General features: G+C 75.9%; 16 protein-coding genes. 6 read left to right on the top strand and 10 right to left on the bottom strand.

Translation table 11 applies throughout. The features are described from left to right. Positions 1 to 11 precede the first annotated feature (11 nt). From ACIP60_RS27675 to ACIP60_RS27640, 8 genes are all read right to left on the bottom strand, one after another. Positions 12 to 1205, bottom strand: coding sequence for an acyl-CoA dehydrogenase family protein (locus tag ACIP60_RS27675; protein WP_400689025.1), 1194 nt, complete (start codon positions 1203 to 1205; stop codon positions 12 to 14). After that, entirely contained in the window at positions 1202 to 2518 is a 1317-nt protein-coding gene (locus tag ACIP60_RS27670) for an acetyl-CoA carboxylase biotin carboxylase subunit family protein (RefSeq protein WP_400689022.1), read from the bottom strand. The genes ACIP60_RS27675 and ACIP60_RS27670 overlap by 4 nt, the downstream gene beginning before the upstream one ends. Then, complete coding sequence (locus tag ACIP60_RS27665; protein WP_400689019.1) at positions 2515 to 3798, bottom strand: ATP-grasp domain-containing protein; 1284 nt, start codon at positions 3796 to 3798, stop codon at positions 2515 to 2517. Before ACIP60_RS27665 ends, ACIP60_RS27670 begins: the two co-directional genes overlap by 4 nt. Next, positions 3795 to 5066 (bottom strand): MFS transporter, encoded by a 1272-nt coding sequence (locus tag ACIP60_RS27660; RefSeq protein ID WP_400689016.1) that lies wholly within the window; start codon positions 5064 to 5066, stop codon positions 3795 to 3797. Before ACIP60_RS27660 ends, ACIP60_RS27665 begins: the two co-directional genes overlap by 4 nt. Further along, the gene (locus tag ACIP60_RS27655) at positions 5063 to 6175 is read right to left on the bottom strand and encodes an NAD(P)/FAD-dependent oxidoreductase (RefSeq protein WP_400689013.1); all 1113 of its coding nucleotides are present in this window, start codon (positions 6173 to 6175) and stop codon (positions 5063 to 5065) included. Before ACIP60_RS27655 ends, ACIP60_RS27660 begins: the two co-directional genes overlap by 4 nt. Beyond that, complete coding sequence (locus ACIP60_RS27650) at positions 6172 to 7719, bottom strand: class I tRNA ligase family protein (protein WP_400689009.1); 1548 nt, start codon at positions 7717 to 7719, stop codon at positions 6172 to 6174. The genes ACIP60_RS27655 and ACIP60_RS27650 overlap by 4 nt, the downstream gene beginning before the upstream one ends. Then, on the bottom strand, positions 7719 to 8999 hold the full coding sequence (locus tag ACIP60_RS27645; RefSeq protein WP_400689007.1) for a SidA/IucD/PvdA family monooxygenase: 1281 nt from the start codon (positions 8997 to 8999) through the stop codon (positions 7719 to 7721). The genes ACIP60_RS27650 and ACIP60_RS27645 overlap by 1 nt, the downstream gene beginning before the upstream one ends. 212 nt (positions 9000 to 9211) lie before the next feature. After that, entirely contained in the window at positions 9212 to 10615 is a 1404-nt protein-coding gene (locus ACIP60_RS27640; RefSeq protein WP_100835564.1) for a hypothetical protein, read from the bottom strand. Between the two features lie 387 nt (positions 10616 to 11002). Between ACIP60_RS27640 and hemC the strand changes: the two genes are divergently transcribed. Together hemC and ACIP60_RS27630 are read left to right on the top strand one after the other, a co-directional pair. Beyond that, on the top strand, positions 11003 to 11923 hold the full coding sequence (hemC, locus tag ACIP60_RS27635; protein WP_400689004.1) for a hydroxymethylbilane synthase: 921 nt from the start codon (positions 11003 to 11005) through the stop codon (positions 11921 to 11923). A 66-nt stretch (positions 11924 to 11989) separates the two neighbouring features. Beyond that, the gene (locus ACIP60_RS27630) at positions 11990 to 12736 is read left to right on the top strand and encodes an SDR family NAD(P)-dependent oxidoreductase (RefSeq protein ID WP_400689001.1); all 747 of its coding nucleotides are present in this window, start codon (positions 11990 to 11992) and stop codon (positions 12734 to 12736) included. Between the two features lie 42 nt (positions 12737 to 12778). On the opposite strand, the gene ACIP60_RS27625 is transcribed toward ACIP60_RS27630, so the two are convergent. Further along, positions 12779 to 13198 (bottom strand): VOC family protein, encoded by a 420-nt coding sequence (locus ACIP60_RS27625; protein WP_111554366.1) that lies wholly within the window; start codon positions 13196 to 13198, stop codon positions 12779 to 12781. Positions 13199 to 13274: 76 nt separating this feature from the next. Further along, on the bottom strand, positions 13275 to 14090 hold the full coding sequence (locus ACIP60_RS27620) for a UbiA family prenyltransferase (protein WP_400688997.1): 816 nt from the start codon (positions 14088 to 14090) through the stop codon (positions 13275 to 13277). A gap of 199 nt (positions 14091 to 14289) precedes the next feature. Here ACIP60_RS27620 and ACIP60_RS27615 point away from each other — a divergent pair, with 199 nt between their 5' ends. From ACIP60_RS27615 to ACIP60_RS27600, 4 genes are all read left to right on the top strand, one after another. Further along, positions 14290 to 15996, top strand: a complete 1707-nt coding sequence (locus tag ACIP60_RS27615; RefSeq protein ID WP_400688994.1) for a protein kinase — start codon at positions 14290 to 14292, stop codon at positions 15994 to 15996. A 306-nt stretch (positions 15997 to 16302) separates the two neighbouring features. Continuing rightward, positions 16303 to 17367 carry a type III polyketide synthase gene (locus ACIP60_RS27610; RefSeq protein WP_400688992.1) on the top strand — a complete coding sequence of 355 codons (1065 nt, stop codon included), beginning with the start codon at positions 16303 to 16305 and terminating at the stop codon, positions 17365 to 17367. Positions 17368 to 17373: 6 nt separating this feature from the next. Beyond that, complete coding sequence (locus tag ACIP60_RS27605; protein WP_111554369.1) at positions 17374 to 17892, top strand: isoprenylcysteine carboxyl methyltransferase family protein; 519 nt, start codon at positions 17374 to 17376, stop codon at positions 17890 to 17892. Then, complete coding sequence (locus ACIP60_RS27600; RefSeq protein ID WP_400688988.1) at positions 17889 to 18917, top strand: NAD(P)/FAD-dependent oxidoreductase; 1029 nt, start codon at positions 17889 to 17891, stop codon at positions 18915 to 18917. Before ACIP60_RS27605 ends, ACIP60_RS27600 begins: the two co-directional genes overlap by 4 nt. Positions 18918 to 18929 lie beyond the last annotated feature (12 nt).

Raw genomic sequence — 18929 nt, 5'->3', positions numbered from 1 at the left:
GGGGCGTCGGGTCAGGTGGAGAGGCCGAGGCTGATCCGGAACAGCGGCGGCCGGCCGAGCAGGTAGGCGCCGACCGACTCCAGCACCGCGTCCTGGGCGGTGAGGTTCTGGCACATCACGGCGGTGTCGCGCAGCCAGCGGTCCATCGGCGAGGAGCGGTTGATCGACCAGGTCTGCAGCAGGTCGTAGAGCCGGACCACGACGGCCCGGGAGGTGCGGAAGGCGTGCAGCCAGGCGAGCGGGGAGGCGGCCCGCTCGGTGGGGGTGAGGTCGTCCAGGGTGCCGCCGGCCGCCAGCACCTCCCACTGCCGCCGGGCCGCCCCGTACACGCCCTCCCGGGCGGCGTGGAACTCGGCCTCGCAGCGCGCGAGTTCGGTCTGCACCCGCCAGCTGTCGGCCCAGCTGCGGCCGGCCATCCGGTCGTAGCGGGCGGTGGCCGTCTCGCGGGCGTGGTCGAGCGCGGCGCGGGCCACCCCGAGCGGGACGCCGCACAGGGCGCGCATGAAGGAGTCGGGCTGGGCGAGCGGGCCCGGGGTGCCGCGCACCTCCCAGAAGGTGAAGGTGTGCTCCTCGGGGACGAACACCCCGTCCATCGTGTAGTCGCAACTGCCGGTCCCGCGCAGGCCGGTGGTGTCCCAGTTCTCGACGACCTCGACGGCGGAGCGGGGCACCAGGAACTGCCGGGAGTCGTGCGCGTGCGGGCTGCCGGGCTCGGCCCAGGGCTCGCCGTCCTGGAACAGGAAGGCCCCGGAGGTCACCCAGTCGCTGTGCTTGATCCCGGAGCCGAACGACCAGCGCCCGCTGAGCCGGAAGCCGCCGGGGACCCGCTCGGCCCGGCCGGCCGGGGCGAGCACGCCCGCGGTGATCAGGTCCAGGTCGGGGTAGACGTCCTTGACCACGGACTGGTGCAGGAAGTTGGCCAGCAGGCCGCTGTTGGCCCCGATCACCGCGCACCAGGCGGCCGAGGCGTCGCCGTACGCGAGCGCCTCCACCACCTCCAGCTGCTCGATCGAGGTGAGTTCCGGGCCGCCCCAGGCGCGGGCGAAGCACATCCGGAACACGCCGGTGGAGCGCAGCAGTTCGACCACCTCGGCGGGCAGGGTGCGGTGGGCCTCGATCTCCGGGGCCTTCTCCCGCAGCACCGGCGCCAACTCCTTGGCCCGGCGCAGGATCTCGGCGGCGTCCAGGGCCGCGGCGGCGCTCACCGGTCCACGTCCAGCAGCCCGGCGGGCATCGCGAACGGGGCCCGCGGGTCGGCCGGGCCGACCTCGGAGACCCGGGCCTCGACCAGTTCGGCGGCGGCGGCCAGGCGCTGCTCGCAGGCGGCGAGGCTGTCGGCCTCGCAGACCACGAAGGAGTGCCGGGCCAGGTAGCCGCCGGGGGGCAGCCGCAGCACGGTGCCGGTCGGGGCCATCGGCGCGGCGTGCAGCAGGCCGGGCGCGTCGCCGGGCTTCGGGAGGGTCAACTCCTCCAGCCGGCAGTCCTGTTCGGGGCAGCCGAAGCGGATGCCGGCCACCGCGGCGCGGCTCGGGGCGGTCTGCGGGCGGCGGCCTACCGCGACGTCGAACAGCACCTCGCCGGGCTCGATGCCGGTGGCGATCCGGCCCAGCAGCGGGATCAGGTCGCCGCCGAGCCGGCCGTTGACCTCGATGATCAGCGGTCCGCGCGGGGTGAGCCGCAGCTCGGTGTGGGTGATGCCGTCCTCGACGCCCAGCGCCCGGTGCGCGTCGGCCAGCACGGCCAGCAGCGCGGGGTCGGCGAGCAGCGGGTCGGCGGCGTCGACGATGTGGCCGACCTCCTCGAAGTACGGCTCGTCGCTGCTGTACTTGCGGGCCAGGAACAGCGGCAGGTACTCGCCCCGGTGGACGGCGCCGTCCACGCTGATCTCCGGGCCGCCCGCGTACTCCTCGACGATCACGCTGGCCCGGTACGGCCCGGGGTCGACCCGGCTGGCGGACAGCGCGGTGTCGAACGCCGCGTCGAGCTCGCCCTCGTCGGCGGCGAAGACCACGCCGATGCTGGCGCCCATGGCGCGCGGCTTGAGCACCACCGGGTAGCCGATCCGGGCGGCGGCGGCGCGGGCCTCCGCCAGGTCGGTGGTGAGCGCGAAGCCGGGCTGGCGCAGTCCGGCGGCGGTGAGCACGGTGCGGGTGCGGTCCTTGTCGCGCACGCCGCGCACGCCGCGCTCGGACAGGCCGGGGACGCCGAGTTCGGCGGCCAGCAGGCCGGCGTCCAGCACCAGCGGCTCGTCCCAGCAGAGCAGGCCGACGATGTTCCGGCGGGCGGCGATCTCCCGGACGGTGGCGTTCATGGTGGCGGTGTCGAAGACGTCGGCGACCACGATCTCGTCGAAGTACTCGCGCTGCCAGGTCGGCCGCAGGTTGTTGACCAGCAGCAGTTCCAGTCCGGCGGCGCGGGCCCGGCGGCTCATCGGGCCGACCAGGTACTCGCGGTACTCCTTCAGTCCGCTGCCGATCACCAGCAGCGTTCCGGGTGTTGCTTCCTGACGTTCCGTCATGCTTCCTCCTCTGCGTGGGAGTCGAGGTCGAACCGGACCAGTGCGGCGGCCTCGTCGGCCAGTCGGCGGGCCTCGGCGGGGGTGTCGGCGAGGGCGGTGACGATGCCGACCCGGTCCCAGGAGCTGCGCAGTCCGGCGGCGCGGTGGCCGGGGGCGATGCCGACCACGGCCAGTTGCACGCCCTCGGCGGCGGCGGCCGCGTCCAGGCCATGCACGGCGGTGACGGTGCCGGGCCGGTCGGGGGCCAGGAAGGCGGCGGCGGTGGCCCGTTCGGCCTTGGCGGGCAGCGGGCCGGGGTCGTCGCCGCGCATCAGCGCGTAGTAGGCGCGGGTGAGGTCGACCGGGTAGGCGGCCTCGATCAGGTCGGTGATCGAGTCGCCGGGCAGCCGTCCGGCGCACTCGACCAGCACCGGGACGCCGTCGGCGAGGATCCACTCGCAGTGCAGCACGCCGGTGCCGAAGCCGACGGCGGCGGCCAGCCGTTCGGTCTCGGCGGCCAGGAGTTCGCAGGTGTCCGGCGGCAGTTCGGCCGGGACGGTGTGCCCGGCCTCGATCGGGTACCGGCCGGGGTAGAGCAGCTTGCCGGTGGTGTTGGCGAACACCGGGCGCCCGCCGGAGACCAGCATCTCGACGCTGAACTCCGGCCCCCGGACGTACTCCTCGGCCAGCATGGCGGCCGCGATCGGCCGGTCCGGGACGAACACGCCCTCGTCCTGGGCCTGCCCGAACGCCCAGGCCGCCTCGACCTCCTCCGGCCCGCGCACCACCAGGGTGCCGACCGAGGCCTGCCGGTTGGCGGGCTTGAGCACCGCCGGGCCGGGGTGCCGGGCCAGGAAGCCGGCCAGTTCGGCGGCGTCGGAGACCGGCTCGCTGGCCGGGTTGGCGATCCCGGCGGCAGCCGCGACCACCCGCAACTGGTGCTTGTCGCGCAGCAGTTGGGCCGCGCCCAGACCGGCCCCGGGCAGCCCGTAGCGTTCGGCGAGCCGGGCCGCGAACGGCACCGCGTACTCGACGGCGGGGATCACCGCGACCGGGTCGAGCCCGGGGTGGGCGGCGAAGAAGGCGTCCGCCCGGCCCGGCAGGTGGTACTCCCACTCGATCAGCCCGCGGGCGTAGTCGATGCCTTCGACGGCCTCGGCGAGGTGCCGCTTGCGGGCGACGTCCGGCTCCTCGACGTAGACCACCGAGCCGGTCTCCTGGAAGGCGGCCACGACGGGCACCGCGAAGGCCACGTAGCCGACGATCAGCACCGGGCCGGCGGGGGTGGGGCGGGCGTTCATACGGTCTCCTCCACGGGTTCCGGGTCGGTGTCCCGCCGCTCGGCGTCCGCCGGGCCCGCCCGGTGCTTGATGCCGAGCAGCGCGAGCACCCCGGCCAGGCCGTTGACCAGCGCCATCAGCACCCAGAACCCGGCGTGCAGCCTGGTCCAGGCCCAGACGCCGAACAGCGGTCCGACCGCCGAGGCCAGCCCGGCCGCGGCCTGCATGGTGGCCAGGTAGCGGGCCTTGGCCGCGGCCGGGAAGGTCGCCGGGTGGGCGAACATGCTGGGCCCGGCGATCATCAGGCCGCTGACCGCGAGCACCGCGCCGAACAGCACGAACGCCCCGGAGTGCACGGCCAGCCCGTAGGCGGCCAGGCCGAGCGAGTTGACCAGGTGGCCGACGCCGACCGCCAGGTGGGTGGGGATGCGGGTGATGTACGCGGTGATCTTCAGCTCGCAGGTGATCAGCACCAGCGAGGAGGCGGTCAGCACCGCGCTGTACAGCCAGGTCGGGTAGCCGTCGTGAACGATCTCCAGCGGCAGCGAGATCGAGGACTGCACGTAGGCGACCGTCCCGAGCACCACCGCGGCCAGGTAGGCCAGGTAGGCCCGGTCCCGGAGCATCGCCGCGTACGCCGCCCGGCCGCCGGAGCGCCGCTCGGCCTTCGCCTGCGGGGTCGGCTCGGGCACCTGGTGCCGGGGCAGCAGCCGGTGGGCGAGCAGCGCGTAGACCAGGGTGGTGGCGCCGTCCAGCCAGAACAGCAGGTCCCAGTCGAGCAGGATCACGCCCGCGGCGATCAGCGGGGCGAGCGCCGCGCCGGTGTTCAGCGCGATCCGCATCATCGAGAACGCCATCACCTGGTAGCGCTCCGGCATCAGGTCGCTGAGCAGCACCGAGGCGGCCGGCCGGTACGCCTGGGCGCACAGCCCGGCCAGCGCGATCGCCACCAGCAGCACCGGGACCCGTCCGGGCCGGGCCAGCAGCGGCAGCACCGCGACCAGCGGCGCGGAGCAGGCCATCGCCGCGACGATCGCGGTGCGCGCCCCGAGCCGGTGGGTGATCTCCCCGCCGAGCACGGTGCCGAACACGGTGCCCAGGCTGTAGGCGGCCAGCGCCAGGCCCGCGGTGCCGTCGGACATCCCCCGGTGCGTCAGGTACAGCACCAGGAAGGTCTGGACGAACGCGCCGAGCTGGTTGACCAGGACGCCGCCGAGCAGGTAGCGGACGGTGGCCGGGGTGGCCCGGAGCGTGTCGAGGACCCCGATCGGTGGCCCTTCGTCGGTCATGCCGCCTCCCTCACTGCCTCGGCGATGCGCTCCGCGACCAGCGGAGCGGTGGAGAACCCGCTGCCGCCGCAGGCGGCGCGGGTCCACAGGCCCGGGGAGACCCGGGCCAGCAGCGGGCCGCCGGTGGCGGCGTCCGCGGTGTAGTGGCAGACCCGGACGCCCGCCACGGGGTAGCGCTCCAGGTCGGGCAGGACGCCCTCGGCGGCCAGCCGGTCCAGGTACGGGCGCTGGTCCTCGCCGCCGCTGTCGGTGTCCGCCACTGGGCGGCACACCGTGTCGGAGCTGAGCTTGAGCAGGGTGCCCGCGCCGGGCGGCAGCACCCAGCCGCGGCCCTCGCGGCCGAGGCCGCCCGCGGTGGGGGCGGCGTCCCAGCGGTCGCCGCCGGCCGGCCGGCCCAGGTAGAGCATGGTCTGCCGGTACAGGGTGACGGGGCTGTCGGCGAGCCGGCGCGTCCACGGGCCGCCGGCCAGCAGGGCCAGGTCGCCGCGGAGCACCTCGCCGGTGTCCAGCACGATCCGCCCGGAGCCGGTGAACACCGAGCGGACGGTGCTGTGCGGGCGCAGCGCCACCCCCGGCCGGGCGGTCAGCCAGCGGACGGCGGCGCGCAGCACCCGGTCGGCGAGCAGCACGCCGCCGGTGCGCTCGCGCACCCCGACGGTGCCGGGCGGCAGGCCCAGCGGCGGGAGGTCGTCCGGCGCGGGCAGGTCGACCGGGACGCCCGCCTGCTCGGCCGCGGCGAGCAGTTCGTCGAGGCGGTCCGCGGGGTGGGCGGTGAGGACCCCGACCCGGCGGTACAGCGCGGTGCCGAGCAGGGTCTCCAGGTCCTCCCAGTGGCGGTGCGCGGCGAGCCGGCGGGCGGTGCCGTCGGGGTCGCCGGGCAGCAGGGTGCGGAGGGCGCGGTGCTGGTCGTGCGAGGTGGCGTCGGGGTTGGGCAGCGGGCCGCGCTCCAGCACGGTGACCCGGTGCCCGGCCCGGGCGCAGGCGACGGCGGTGAGCAGCCCGGTGACGCCCGCGCCGACCACCAGCACGTGCGCGGCGGCGCTGCCGGTGGTGCCGCTGCCCGTGCTGCCGCTGGTGCCGCTGTCCGCCCGGGCGGCGGCGGTGCTCACCGTCCGCCGCCGCGCACGCGGGTCGCCAGCCGGGGCAGGGCGCGGGGCAGGGCGGTGGTGGCGGACGGTTCGGCGGGGATGGCGGGGTCGGGCAGGGCCTCGGCGCCGAGGTCGACCAGCAGCGGGGCGGCGCAGCGCAGGAACAGGTCGAGTTCGTGCCAGAAGTCGCCCGCGTCGGCGTCGGTGACCTCCCAGCGGTCGAGCCGGCCGAGCTGTTCGGTGAGGGTGAACGCGGCGGCGCTGAGGCTGAAGCGGCGCGGGCGCAGGGCGGCCGCGAAGCGTTCGGCGATCAGGGCGGCGGCGTGCCGGGAGCGGTCGCTGACCGGCAGCGGGCCGCGGTCGAGGTACGCCTCGGCCTTGGCGGCGACCCGGTTCCAGGGTTCGACCAGGCGCTGGCCGCAGACCCGGTCCATGGCGGCGCGGGTGAAGTTGGTGCGCTGGAAGTCCGGTCCGGTGACGGCCAGGTAGTAGCGGGCCAGGTCGCGCGGGACTTCGGCGGTGAGCTGGCGTCCGGTGACGACGTGGCCGCGGCTGGTGGAGAACTTGTCGCTGTCGAGCTCGTAGAACTCGTTGGTGACGAAGTGCGCGGGCAGGGCGAGCCCGCCGAGGGCCAGCAGCATGGCGGTGCCGGCCAGCGCGAAGGCGAAGCTGGCGTCGGAGCCGAAGAAGTAGACCACTTCGGGCCCGGCCTCCAGCGCCCAGTGCCGTTCCTCGTCGCCGGGCACCTCGCCGCGCGACTCGGCGGCCAGCGCGATGGCGTGCAGGCTCCAGGCGACCGTCTCGGTGTCGGAGTACAGCACCTGGCCGGGGGTCTCGGCGAACGGGGCGGGGATGCCCCAGTCGATGGGCAGGGTGATCGGGTAGTCGGGCAGCCGGCGGGCCATCAGTTCCTCGACCAGTTGGGCGAGCCGGGGCCGCATGGTGGGGGCGAGCCGGGCGAAGTGGCTGGCGAGGGCGGCCCGGTGCTCCTCCAGCGGCAGGACCAGGACCTCCTTCTCCCGCAGTTCGACCGGGAGTTCGGGGTGCCGGGTGGAGCGCGGGCCGAGCAGTTCGCCGGAGGCGATCCAGTGGCCGCAGTTCTCGCACAGCCCGGCGCAGCCCTCGGCCAGGCAGACCGGGCAGCCGCCGCGGACGTAGGCGTCGGTGAGGTACTCGCCGGTGGCCGGCAGGTACGGGAAGCGCACCTTGCGCAGCCGCAGGTGCCCCTCGCCGTGCAGCCGCTCGAAGAAGGTGCGGACGGTCTTCAGGTAGCGCTCGTCGAAGCGGACGAAGCCGTCGGGGACGATGCCGGCCGCGGCCAGGGTGGCCTCGACCTGTTCGGCGGCGCGCAGCCGCAGTTCCTCGGGGGCCTCGCCGAGCCGGCGGGCGGTGGTGACGATGTAGTTCTGGGTGAAGTGGACGCCGGTGCCGAACAGGCTGTCGCGGCCGGTGGCGCGGGCGTAGCGGGCGCAGACGTCGGCGGAGAGGAACGGCCCGGCCAGGTGGCCCAGGTGCAGGTCCCCGTTGGCGGTGGGGCCGGGGGCGATCACCAGCAGCGCGGCCATCAGCGGGCACCGGCCGGGGCGAGGCCGTGGCGCTCCAGCAGGTCGCCGGTGATGTCGCGGGCCCGGTGGGCGAGCACGCTGATCAGCGAGTCGGCGATGCCGTGGGTGGCCTCGTTGACGCCCTGGAGGTAGAGCGCGGCGTCGGTGCCGGTGCCCAGGTCGACCCGGTAGTCGCGGCTGACGGTGACGTCGGACAGGCCGGTCTTGCCGGTCAACTCCCTGACCAGGGACGGCATCCGGCTGTCGTAGCCGGTGCCGAGCAGGACCAGGTCGCAGCGCATCTCGGTGACCTTGCCGGTGCGCCGGTCGCGCAGGTCGAGGACCACCTCGCCGTCCTCCTCGCGGGCGGCGAGCACCTCGGTCATCGCCCGGACCTCGGCCCGGCCGGTGCCGATCATCTTCTCCCGGTAGAGCAGCATGTACAGCTCGTCCAGGAACGGCGGGGCGAGGGCCGCGTAGTTGGTGAACCGCATCTCGTCGAGGAGCTGGGCGCGGGTCTCGGCGGGGGCGTCGAAGAACTCGTCGACGAAGGACGGGTAGAACAGCTCGTTGACGAACTTGCTGGTCTGGTAGTTCTGCAGGCCGATCGAGCGGACCAGCATGGTGACGGTGGAGTTCGGCAGGTTCTCGTACAGCGCCATGAACATCTCGGCGGCGCTCTGCGCGCCGCCGACCACCACGGTGCGCAGCGGGGCGTCCTTGTCGACGGCGTTGATCCGGCTGCGGAAGCGGGCGCTGTGGATGAGCTTCTCGGCGGGCAGGTCGGCGAAGACCTCCGGGATGTGCATGTCGCGCCCGGCGCCGACGACCAGGTCGCGGCAGCGGACGGTGTCGCCGTCGGCGAGGGTGACCTGCCAGCCGATCAGCCGGCCGTCGGCGTCGTGGCGCGGCTCGGTGGCGGTGACCCGGGCGTCGTAGCGGATGCGCACCTTCTCCAGCGAGCGGGCCACCCACTGGAGGTAGTCGGAGAACTCCCAGCGGTGCGGGTGGAAGGTGCCCAGGTTGATGAACTGGTCGAGCCGGTCGTGCTGGTGCAGGAAGTTGAGGAACGAGAAGCGGCTGCGCGGGTCGCGCAGCGTCACCAGGTCCTTCAGGAAGGACACCTGGCTGCGGGCCCAGGGCATCAGCAGGTCGCGCTGCCACTTGATGTCCGGGGCCTGCTCCAGCAGCAGGGTGCGCTCGGCCAGTTCGGCCGATCCGCTCTCCTCGATCGCGGCGGCGAGGGCCAGGTTCGCCGGGCCGGCGCCGATCGCCAGTACGCCCACCTCTAGGTCAGCCACATTCTCCCCCTCGGGAACTCGGTTGAACTCGGTTTCGTCCAGGGCCGGTTGTCGTGTCGGCATCGCGGCGTCGTCGCGGCGTCGTCGCATCGAGGAATCTAGGAAGCCGGGCTTCCCGGCGGGTAGGGCGCGCTTCCCGGCGGCGGGGGAAATTCCGGACGGGCGTGCGAAGGGCCCCGGGGGAGCTTCCCCCGGGGCCCTTCCGGCGTTCCCTACTTGCGGGTGATGCGCAGCACGCCGGTCTCGGTGCCCTGGTAGAGGGTGCCGTCGGGCGCGGTGGTGCCGGTCATCTGGAGCGGGTTGTACAGCAGTCCGATGCCGAAGGCGGTGCTGGTGAGCTTGGCGCCGGTGGCCGGGTCGATGACGGCGTGCGCGTAGGTGGCGAAGGTCTGCGCGCCGATCGAGTCGGTCGGGCCGCTGACGGTGGCGGTGTAGATCAGGTTGTCGCCGAGCGAGAGCCGTGGCAGCGCCGCCGACTTGACGTCGCTCTCCCAGACGGTGGCGCAGCCAGTGCCGCTCTCGTTCAGGTCGACCCGGGCCAGGCCGCCCTGGTAGGAGGCCGAGGACGGGACGCTGGCGGGCGCGCCCTCGGGCAGCGCCGGGTACGGGTAGCCGTAGGTGTTGGTGACGAACACGCTGCGGCCGGAGGCGATCACCGCGTCCTCGGTGCCGCTGGCGGCCCACTTGGTGAGCACCGGCGTGGCGCAGACCGGCGCCGGTCCGGCGTCGACCTTGTAGACCAGCAGGTTCTCGTGCGGGGCGGCGTTGTCGGTGAGGGTGACGTACTCGGTGCCGGTGCCGGGCCCGAAGAAGCTGGGCGTGGCGCCGGTGCCCCAGCTGAGCTGGCCGGGCTTGCGGCCGGGGCCGCGGTCGTAGGGGGCGCGCCACTGCACGACGGGCGTGCCGTCGGCGGCCTGGCCGAGCAGGTAGAGGGCGTGGTCGGTGGCGACGGCGGTGTGGCCGGGGACGGTGGAGATGCTGTTGGCGACGCCCTCGCCGGTGGCCAGGGTGCGCACCGCGCCGGTGGCGGTGTCGGCGGTGCCGATCACGCCGCCGCCGGTGGCGAACCAGACCTTGCCGTCCCAGCCGGGGCTGAGGCCGACGATGTTGTCGCCGGACGGGACGGCGCCGGCCAGCGGGGTGCTCTGGTCGACGGTCAACTGCCAGCCACTGCCCGCCCGGTGGTGGCCGATCCGGAGCAGGTTGTCGTTGCCGTCGACGCCCACCAGCCGGTCGTCCTGGTCCAGGTAGGCGTACACGCCGCCGAACAGCGCGCCCTTGGGCAGCTCCAGCGAGGCGAGGTCCTTGCCGTTGGCCGGGTCGAGCAGGTGCACGGTCGGGGTCTGGCCGAAGATCGTGGTGCAGAGCGCGACGGGGTAGCCGTCCCGGCCGACGGTGACGGTCGGGCAGGCCGAGGCGAGCGCGGTGCGGCTCCAGTTGACGGCGCCGGTGCCGGGCCCGGCGTACGGGGTGGTGTCGCTGGACGCCGAGTCGCCGTGCATCCCGGCGTTGCCGTTCGGGGCGGTCGCCGGGTTCTGCGGCGGCAGCGGCCCGAAGGCGGTGGCGGCGAGCGCGGCGGCCAGGGCGAGGGCGGGGAGCAGCAGTCGTGAGCGCATGGCAGGTCCTGTTCCGGGAGTCGGACGTGTTCCGCCGGGAGCGGAAGGAAAGGACGCCGGACGGCACCGGGGCAGGAAGGCGCGGAGCCGCTCGGCGGAGTGCGTGAGCGGCCCTCGGCAGGAGGGAGGGGAACGGGCCGCGTCAGCCGACGCGGCGACACCCCGTCGTGGTGGCACGGCCATGGTCGACATGGCGGCGGCTCACCAGCAGGGTCATGTCAGGCACCTTAGCGCCGGCACCCCGCCCCCCGCCGCCCCCGTCCCACCCCTCGGACGGGCCCGTCCCCCGCCTCCCGCCCCGGCGCTTCCCGACGTTCGGTCGGAAACCGGACCGCTCGCGCGGCGCTAACATGCCGTCAGAGTGAGCGTTCCGGACGGGAGTCGACGATGGTCGAACTGGTGGTGGGGTCGCGCGCCAGCCAGCTGGCGCGGGCCCAGGTCAAGGAGTTCCTCGCCCCGCTGCGCGAGCGCTTCCCGGACGTCGTGTTCCGCCACCGGGTGATCCTGGAGGACGGCGACCTCGACCGGAGGTCCGACCTGCGCGAGGTCTCCGAACGCGGCGGCGGCGCCGCGTTCGCCGGACGGCAGGCCGCCGCCCTGCTCGGCGGCGAGGTCGACGTGGTCGTCCACTCCCTCAAGGACCTGCCCACCGCCGACCCCGACGGCCTGGTGCTGCTCCCCTCCCCGCCGCGCGCCGACGTCCGGGACGCCCTGTGCGGGGCCGCCCTCGCCGACCTCCCGGCCGGCGCCCGGGTCGGCACCTCCGCCGCCCGCCGGATCGCCCAACTCCTGCACGTGCGGCCCGACCTGGCCCCCGAGCGGATCCGCGGCAACGTCCCGACCCGGCTGGCCCGGCTGCGCACCCTGGACGCGGTCGTCGTGGCCGCGGCCGGCCTGCACCGGCTCGGCCGCGCCGGGGAGGCCGCCGAGTTCCTCCCGCTCGACCGCTTCCCGCCCAGCCCCGGGCAGGGCGCCCTCGGCATCCAGGTCCGCGCCGACGACGCCCGGGCCCGCGAACTGCTCGCCGGCACCGGCGACCCCGGCACCGACGCCGAGGTCCGCGCCGAACGCGCCATGCTCGCCGAACTCCACGGCGGCTGCTCCGTCCCGGTCGGCGCCCTCGCCACCACCGCCGACGGCGTCCTCACCCTGCACGGCCAGATCACCTCCCCCTGCGGCACCCGGCAGATCGAGGCCCGTCTCTCCGGCACCCCGGCCGGCCCCGAGAAGCTCGGCCGCGCGGTGGCCGGCCTGCTCCTCGACCAGGACGCCGAGACCCTGCTGCGCGGACCGCGCCCGCGCCCCTGAACGCGGGGGAACGCACCGACCGATTGCCGCCAGCACCCGGTGCCCGCCCGGACGAAGCTCGACGCCATGGACAGCAACCGACTCGAAGGACACGTCGCCCTGGTGACCGGCGGCAGCCGGGGCATCGGCGCCGCCATCGCGCTGCGGCTCGCCGCGGAGGGCGCCGACGTCGCCCTGACCTACCGCCAGGACGCCGAACGGGCCGAACAGGTGGCCCGGAAGATCGAGGGACTGGGCCGCCGGGCCCTGGCGATCCGGGCCGACAGCGCGGACGAGGCGGCCCTGACCGGCGCGGTGGCACGCACCGTGCGCACGCTCGGCCGACTGGACGTGCTGGTCAGCAACGCGGCCGCCTTCCCCTCCGGCCCGCTGGACGGGGTCGGCACGGCGCAGCTCGACGCCGTCCTGGCCGTCAACGTCCGCGCCCCGTTCCTGCTGGCCCGGGCCGCCGCGGCGCACCTGCCCGAGGGCGGCCGGATCATCGGCATCGGCAGCAACATCGCCGACCGGGTCCCCTTCCCCGGCCTCGCCCTGTACGCGATGACCAAGACCGCCCTGGTCGGCCTGACCAAGGGCCTGGCCCGCGAACTCGGCCCGCGCGGCATCACCGTCAACCTGGTCCACCCCGGTCCGACCGACACCGACGCCAACCCCGCCGACGGCCCCGGCGCCAGCGCGATCAGCGGCCTCACCGCCCTCGGCCGCTACGCCGTCCCGGCCGAGATCGCCGCCACCGTCGCCCACCTAGCCGGGCCCGACGCCGGGTACGTCACCGGCGCGGTGATCGCGGTGGACGGCGGCTTCTCGGCCTGACCGCCTGGCGCGGCGCGGGCGGTCCGGGACGGCCCGGCGCGGTCAGAGCACCAGGTCGTCGTGCTCGTCGAAGATCCAGCCGTCCTCGTACAGCACCTCGAACAGGTGGCCGTCGGGGTCGGTGAAGTACCCGCTGTGCCCCCAGGGGTTCGGGCCGGCCGGGCGGGTGACGGCGGCGCCCAGCTCGGCGGCCCTGGCCATGACCCGGTACACCTCGTCGGCGCTGCGGGCCACGTACGCCAGGGCGAAGCCGGCGAAGCCGCCCGGCCCCCGGTCGGGCAGCCCGGCGTCGGCCGCGAAGTCCGCCCGGGACTGGAACCCGACCGCGACGCCGCCCAGTTCGAACAGCGCGAACCCGTCCGAGCCCGCCGCGGACCGCCGCCAGCCCAGCTCCTGGTAGAACGCCACCGAGGCGGCGACGTCGCGCACCCCGAGCAGGATCAGGTTGAGTCGCTGTCGCACTGTCTTCCTCCGATGGCCGGGTCCGGCGCGCCATCCTGCCACCCGCCACCGACAGCCCCGCCCGGCGCCCGCGGGCTCAGCCGCGCAGCCCGCCCCCGAGCAGCAGCAGGCCGAGCGCCAGCGCCGCCGCCGCGATCACCGCCAGGAAGGGGGCGCGGCTGCGGGGCGGGGCGAGCAGGGTGGCCAGGGCGGGCGGGGCGGTGACGGCCAGGGCGGGCCAGCCGGGGGCGAGCAGCAGGGCGGCGGCGGTCGCGGCGAGGACGGCGACGGCCGCCGAGGCGCGGCGGCCCAGCCGCTGGGGCAGGCCGCGGATGCCGGCGGCGCGGTCCGCGACCAGGTCGGGCAGCACGTTGGCGAAGTGCCCGGCGACACCGAGCAGCGCGCCCGCACCGAGCACCTCGGGGGCGGGCCAGGGCCGTCCGGGCAGGGCGAGCGTCACGAACGCCGGCAGCAGCGCGAAGGCCACCGCGTACGGGAGCCAGGACCAGGCGGTCGCCTTCAGCCGCAGGTTGTACGCCCAGCCCGCGGCCACCGCCACCAGGTGGACCGCCGCCGCGGCGACCCCGCAGGCCGCCGAGAGCAGCACGCAGCACACCACCGCCCAACGGGTGGCCCCGGCGACCTGCCCCGCCGTCACCTCCGCCGCGGCGAGCGGCTTGTCGGGCCGCCCCGCGTCCGCGTCCCGCCGCCGGTCGATCAGGTCGTTGCTCCAGCCGATCGACAGCTGCCCGGCCCCGACCGCACCGGCGGTGAGCACCGTGCCGAGCGCGCCGCGCCCGGCCGCCGCGGCCATCGCGGCGGCCAGGGCGGTCACGGCGGCGGAGGGCGCGGGGTGGCAGGCGCGCAGCAGCGCCCCGATCCGGGCCCTGGTCACCACCGCTGCGCTGCTCACACCGGCCAGACTAGGCGGTGCGCGGCGGATCGCCGCCGAGGACATGGACGAATCGTCAAGATCCCATTCGGGAAAGGCAGTTCACCCGCCCGCCGCGGCCCGGCGGACCGTATACTCCCCCGACCCGTTCACGGCCGCCCACGACCGCTCAGGTCCATTCAGATCCGCTCAGGACCGCCCACGGAAGGAGGAACCGACGGTGGGGAACCCCGGTTTCACCGTTGCCCTGCCGATCGCCGCACCGCTCGCGGAGGCGGCCTCGAACTGGGCCTCCGACTACGGCGAACTCGCCGTCGACCTGTTGGTGGTCGTCCTGCTCGCGCTGGCCGCCCGGCTGCTGTCGCTGCCGCTGCTGCGCCGCGCTCAGCGGGAGGCCCGGGGCCGGGCGGCGGCCGCGGTGTCCGGTCCGGCGCCGGTGGGCACCGGGGCGACGGTGGCCGAGGTGGTGGCGTGCGCGGTGTTCGCGGCCGGGCTGGAGGCGGCGATGTTCGCCGGGCCCAACTACGGCTTCGACCTGCTGCGCAGCCCGGTGGCGTTCGCGGATTCACGGCAGATGGCGATCGCCCTCGGGCTGGCCTCCGCCGATGTGCGGGTGCGGGTGCTGGTCGTCGGAGCGGTGCTGCTGGCGCTCTGGCTGCTGCTCGCCCACCTGGCCCGGCGGGCGCTGCTCACCGCCGGGATGCCGACCGCGGTGGCCGCGGACGGGCGGGTCCGGGGCCGGAGCCTGCTCCGGCTGGGCCTGTTCGCCGTCGCCGGGGTGCTCGTGCTGCCGATGGGCGTGCTGGCCGCCGGGGCGGTGTTCCAGGCGGTCGCGCTGCTCTCCGCCCGCAGCCTGCCGACGCTGTCCGCACCGACCGGTCCGACCGGACCGACCGGACCGGCCGCCGCCGTCCCGTTCCCCCCGCGCCCCGAAGCCGCACCCGCCACGCCGGTGACGGCCCCCGCGACCGCGTACACCCCGCCCGTCCCCGCCCTTGCCCCCGTCCACTCCCCCGCCCCCGCGCCCGTCCACTCCCCCGTCCCGCACCAGCCGCTGAACGGGCACGAGCCGCGCAGCATCGGCGGGTACCAGCTGCTGGGCCGGATCGGCGCGGGCGGGATGGGCACCGTCTACCTGGCCCGGCGGGAGGGCGCGGCGACCCAGGTCGCGCTCAAGACGATCAACCTGGAGCTGCTGGACGACCCCGACCTGCTGCGCCGCTTCCAGCGGGAGTCCGAGGTGCTGGCGATGGTGCCGGGCGCGTACACCGCCCGGGTGCTGGACACCGGCGTGGACGCGGGTCGCCCGTTCCTGGCCATGGAGCTGCTGGACGGCCGCCCGCTCGACGCGCACCTGCGCGAACTCGGCCCGCTGCGCTCCCCGGAGGCCCTGCGGGCGCTCGCGCTGGCGCTGGCCGTGGCGCTCTCGGGCGTGCACCGGCTCGGACTGGTGCACCGGGACCTCAAGCCCGCCAACATCATGCTGACCTCGGCCGGCCCGCGGCTGCTCGACTTCGGCATCGCCGCGCTGGTCGACGGCACCCGCCTGACCATGACGGGCGCCGGGCCGGGCACGCTCACCTACATGGCCCCCGAGCAGTTCGGCGAGGAACGGGTCGGCACCGCGGCGGACGTCTGGGCCTGGGCCTGCTGCGTGGTCTGCGCGGCGCACGGGGCCAGCCCGTTCGCGGCGACCAGCACCGGCGGGGTGATCCGCCGGATCGTCGACACCGGCCCCGAACCGTCCGCCCTCGCCGCCGTCCACGCCCTGGACCCGGCCCTGGCCGCCACCGTCACCCGCGCCCTCACCCCCGATCCGGCCGACCGCCCGGCCGATGGCGCCGCCCTGCTCTCCCTGCTGACCGCCGGTCAGCCGACCGACGTCCGGGCGGAGATCACCCGAGGCTGGAACACCCTGCGCCTGTGACGCCCGGCGTCTCCACCGGCCCGCGCGGCCGTCCGCGCGGGCATCACGTAGGGGACGCCCCACGTCCACCACGGCTCGGCGCACCGGCTGAAGTGCCGCTCCCCCGTCCCCGCCCCCGTCCAGGGGAACAGCCCCCGCACCCGCCCGCCAGCCCGCACCGCCCGTCGACGTCGACGGCGACGGCGACGGCGACGGCGACGGCGACGGCGACGGCGACGGCCCGGGGTTGACGCTCCGTCACCGGCCGGGACGCGCCCGGCCGGGCGAATTGACCGGTTCTCTCCGAATCTTCCCTATTCTGGGCCGGTGACGCGGATCGCGGCTGTGCACGGAGTGCTCCCGGCCCACCGCTACGGGCAGCGGGAGTTGGCCGGGGCGGTGGCGGCGCTGCGCCCGGGCGCCGGGCAGGCGGGGGCGTTGGCGGAGCGGTTCTTCGCGGGGGCGGGGGTGGAGTTCCGGCACCTGGCGTTCCCGTTGGAGCGCTATCCGGAGCTGAGCGGTTTCGGCCGGGCCAACGACGCCTGGCTGACGGCCGCCGCCGAGCTCGCCGAGCGGGCCGCCGCGCGGGCCCTGGACGAGGCCGAGATCCCCTCCCAGCGGGTCGACTTCGTGGTCTCCACCACGGTCACGGGCATCGCGGTCCCGTCCCTGGAGGCCCGGTTGGCGTCCCGGCTGGGGCTGCGCGAGGACGTCCGGCGGCTGCCGCTGTTCGGGCTGGGCTGCGCGGGCGGGGCGGCGGGGGTCGCGGCGGTGGACGACCTGCTGGCGGGCCGTCCGGACGGGGTGGCGCTGCTGCTGGCCACCGAGCTGTGCTCGCTGACGCTCCGGCGCGCCGACACCTCGGCGGCGAACCTGCTGGCCACGGCGCTGTTCGGGGACGGCGCGGGCGCGCTGGTCGCGGTCGGTGACGCGGCCGGTGCCGCGCTCGGCCGCACGGGGCCCGAGGTGGTGGCGACCCGCAGCCGACTGTACCCGGGCACCGAGCGGCTGCTCGGCTGGGAGGTCGGCGACTCGGGGTTCGGCATCCTGCTGGGCGCCGAACTCCCGGAGCTGGTACGGCTGCACGTGGGCGAGGAGGTGGCGTCCTTCCTGGCCGCGCACGACCTCAAGCCGGGCGACGTGACGGCCTGGATCTGCCACCCGGGCGGCCCCCGGGTGCTGGACGTGCTGGAGGAGGAACTCGGCCTGCCCGCCACCGCGCTGGCCCCGAGCCGGGCCTCGCTGGCGCGCTGCGGCAACCTCTCCTCGGCGTCCGTGCTGCACATCCTGCGGGACGTGCTCGCGGCCGGTCCGCCGCCGCCCGGCTCGTACGGGCTGATGCTGGCGCTCGGGCCCGGCTTCGCCTCCGAACTCGTCCTCCTGCGCTGGTAGTCGAAGATGATCCCCTACACCGTCCTGATCGCGCTGGTCGCCGTGGAGCGGCTGGCGGAACTGCTGGTCGCCCGCCGCAACGCCGTCTGGAGCCTGGCCCGGGGCGGCGTCGAGTACGGGCGGGGGCACTACCCGGCGATGGTGGTGCTGCACACCGCGCTGCTGGCCGGCTGCCTGCTCGAAGTCCGGTACGCGGGGCGGCCGTTCCTGCCCGCGCTGGGCTGGCCGATGTTGGCGCTGGCGCTGGGCGCGCAGGGGCTGCGCTGGTGGTGCATCCGGACGCTGGGGCCGCGCTGGAACACCCGGGTGATCGTGGTGCCGGGCCTGCCGCTGGTCTCCGGCGGCCCGTACCGGTGGCTGCGGCACCCCAACTACCTCGCGGTGGTGGTCGAGGGCTTCGCGCTGCCGCTGGTGCACACCGCGTGGGCCACCGCGCTCTGCTTCACGGTGCTGGACGCTTGGCTGCTGGCCACCCGGCTGCGCTGCGAGGACGCCGCGCTGACCCGCTGCCGGGTGGCCGGGTGATCGACCTGCTGGTGGTCGGCGGCGGCCCGGCCGGGCTGGCCACCGCGATCCACGCCGCCCGCGCGGGGCTGGTCACCACCGTCCTGGAGCCGCGGCCGACGCCGATCGACAAGGCGTGCGGCGAGGGCCTGATGCCGGGCGCGGTGCGGGCCCTGGAGCGGCTGGGCGTCGAGGTCGGGGGCCGCCCGTTCGCGGGCATCCGCTACCTGTCCGCGGACGGCGCCCGCACCGCCGAGGCCCGCTTCCGCACCGGGCACGGCCTGGGCGTGCGCCGCACCGCCCTGCACGCCGCGCTCGCCGCCCGCGCCGAACAGCTCGGCGTCCACCGCCTCACCGCGCGGGCCGACGGACTGCACCTGGGCCAACACTCGGTCACCGTCGGCGGGTTGACCGCCCGCCACCTGGTCGCGGCGGACGGCCTGCACTCCCCCGTCCGCCGCGCGCTCGGCCTGCACCTGCCCGCCCCCGGCCGGCACCCGGCCCGGTACGGGCAGCGGCGGCACTTCGCGGTCCGGCCGTGGAGCGACCTGGTCGAGGTGCACTGGTCGCGGCACGCCGAGGCGTACGTCACGCCGGTCGCGGACGGGACGGTCGGGGTCGCCGTGCTCGGCACCGCCCGCCTCCCGTTCGACCGCCAACTCGCCTCCTTCCCGGCCCTGCTGGACCGACTCGGCGACGCACCGGCCGGCCCGGTCCGGGGCGCGGGCCCCCTGCGGCAGCGGGCCGGGGCCCGGGTGCACGGCCGGGTCCTGCTGGTCGGCGACGCGGCCGGCTACCTGGACGCCCTCACCGGCGAGGGCGTCGCCCTCGCCCTGGCCTCCGCCGAGGCCGCCGTCCACTGCCTCACCACCGGCCGCCCCGCCGCCTACGAACGCGCCTGGCACCGCGCCACCCGCCCCTACCGGCTCCTCACCTCCGCCCTCCTGACCACCCGCCACCACCCCTGGCTAGGCCCCCGCATCGTCCCCCTCGCCGCCACCCTCCCCCCGCTCTTCCGCACCGCCGTCAACCTGCTGGCCCGCTGACCCACCCCGCCG

Origin of the sequence: Kitasatospora sp. NPDC088783, from assembly GCF_044750705.1 — a bacterium.
Classification (GTDB): Bacteria; Actinomycetota; Actinomycetes; order Streptomycetales; family Streptomycetaceae; genus Kitasatospora; species Kitasatospora fiedleri.
Note: the sequence above shows the minus strand (reverse complement) of the source record. Positions and strands in the feature narration are given on the sequence as shown.

Coding starts and splice junctions, on each gene's coding strand:
- ACIP60_RS27660 (WP_400689016.1), bottom strand. CDS start 5,066: ATGACCGACGAAGGGCCACCGATCGGGGTCCTCGACACGCTCCGGGCC.
- ACIP60_RS27665 (WP_400689019.1), bottom strand. CDS start 3,798: ATGAACGCCCGCCCCACCCCCGCCGGCCCGGTGCTGATCGTCGGCTAC.
- ACIP60_RS27670 (WP_400689022.1), bottom strand. CDS start 2,518: ATGACGGAACGTCAGGAAGCAACACCCGGAACGCTGCTGGTGATCGGC.
- ACIP60_RS27630 (WP_400689001.1), top strand. CDS start 11,990: ATGGACAGCAACCGACTCGAAGGACACGTCGCCCTGGTGACCGGCGGC.
- ACIP60_RS27640 (WP_100835564.1), bottom strand. CDS start 10,615: ATGCGCTCACGACTGCTGCTCCCCGCCCTCGCCCTGGCCGCCGCGCTC.
- hemC (WP_400689004.1), top strand. CDS start 11,003: ATGGTCGAACTGGTGGTGGGGTCGCGCGCCAGCCAGCTGGCGCGGGCC.
- ACIP60_RS27650 (WP_400689009.1), bottom strand. CDS start 7,719: ATGGCCGCGCTGCTGGTGATCGCCCCCGGCCCCACCGCCAACGGGGAC.
- ACIP60_RS27605 (WP_111554369.1), top strand. CDS start 17,374: ATGATCCCCTACACCGTCCTGATCGCGCTGGTCGCCGTGGAGCGGCTG.